Origin of the sequence: Mesorhizobium sp. B1-1-5 (assembly GCF_006443065.1) — a bacterium.
Taxonomy (GTDB): Bacteria; Pseudomonadota; Alphaproteobacteria; order Rhizobiales; family Rhizobiaceae; genus Mesorhizobium.
On sequence record NZ_VFWS01000355.1, the window covers coordinates 1 to 1,496 of the forward strand.

Consider the following 1,496-nt stretch of genomic DNA (forward strand, 5'->3'; position numbering starts at 1 on the left):
ACTACCGAGCCGAATAACGGCTACGAATTCGGCGATGCCATCGAAACGCGAGTTCATCCGCCTATTGTAGCTTCAAACGCAATAGTGAGTCCACCAGGCCGGCACTAATCTGCTGAGGAGTATCCCTTTATATCTTCTGGAGCTTTAATTCTCCACAGGAGCCGCCCCATGCCCTCTCTATTCGATTCCTTCGATCTAGGTCCCGTCCACCTCACGAGCCGCATCGTCATGCCGCCGATGACGCGCACCCGCACCTCCGAGGGTGCTCTTCCGACAGATGGCGACCTCCCGAACGAACTGACCATCAAAAATTACGGTCAGCGAGCTAGCGCCGGCCTGATCATCTCCGAAGTCAACGACGTGGATCAGTCCAGCCACGGCTACGCGCGGATTCCCGGGATTCACTCCGAAGCCCAGAAGCAGGCCTGGCGCCCGGTGACCGAAGAGGTTCATCGTCAGGGCGGCACCATCTTCATGCAGCTGTGGCATGTCGGCCGACTGGCGCATTCCTCGCTTCTGCCGAACGGCCAGGCGCCAGTGGGCGTGACCGCGGAACAGGCCGTCGGCTCAGAGGTGTTCGCCCATGGCCCGGACGGCCGGTTGCGCTTCATGGCGGCAGAGACGCCGAGGCCGCTCAGCACCGAGGAAGTGACGGGCATGGTGGGAACCTTCGCCAAAGCCGCCGCCAATGCGCGGGAGGTCGGGTTTGACGGCATCGAGATCCATGCCGCCAACGGCTATCTGATCGAGCAGTTCATGAACTCGGTGCTCAACACCCGCACCGACCGCTACGGCGGCGGCAGCATGGAAGATCGTGCGCGCTTCCTGATGGAAGTCGTCGACGCGGTAGTGGCGGAATTCGGCGAGGGACGCCTGGGGGTTCGCCTCTCACCGTTCGGCAAATATGGTTCAATGCCCGCTGATCCGCTCGTCGAGGAGACGTTCCTGTACATCGTCGAGCAGCTCGGGCGCCGCGGCGTGGCCTATGTCCATCTGCTCTACGAACTGCTGCCCGACGGCAACATGGAATCGGCCACGTTCGAGGCGCGCCATCTCGACCATGACATGCTCGCCAAGGCGCGAGCGTCGTTCCCCGGCGCGTTCATATGGTGCGGCGGCTTCAATGACGTCGAGCGTGCCCAAGCCGCGCTCGCTACCGGGCTGGTGGACCTGATTGCCTATGGCAGGCCGTATATCGCGAACCCGGATCTCGTCGAGCGTCTTCGGAGCGGCTGGCCATTGGCCGTAGCGGACCGGTCCGTCTATTACACCCGCAATGGCGAGGTGGGGTACACGGACTTCCCCACCTATTCGAAGAATGGCGCCGCAAGCAGGGCCGCCTGACACGACGATAGGCCGAGCAGGAGTCCGGCGCAGCGCCACGCACTCCTGCCGGTCGAGACGACCTCCATAGGTTCCGGCGGAGTCGCCCTGTGCCCGCGCAGATCCTGGATCTGGGTGCGCCTGACCGCCCTTCTTTCACGACAGGCAGAAAC

1 protein-coding gene is annotated in these 1,496 nt (G+C 63.0%); it reads left to right on the forward strand.

The window, feature by feature from the left end; all coding sequences use genetic code 11:
* Positions 1-168: 168 nt before the first annotated feature.
* Complete coding sequence (locus tag FJ980_RS31290; protein ID WP_140547400.1) at positions 169-1,344, forward strand: alkene reductase; 1,176 nt, start codon at positions 169-171, stop codon at positions 1,342-1,344.
* Positions 1,345-1,496: the final 152 nt, after the last annotated feature.

What these genes read in the sequence shown, in the direction of transcription:
- FJ980_RS31290 (WP_140547400.1), top strand. Translation starts at nt 169, where the DNA reads ATGCCCTCTCTATTCGATTCCTTCGATCTAGGTCCCGTCCACCTCACG.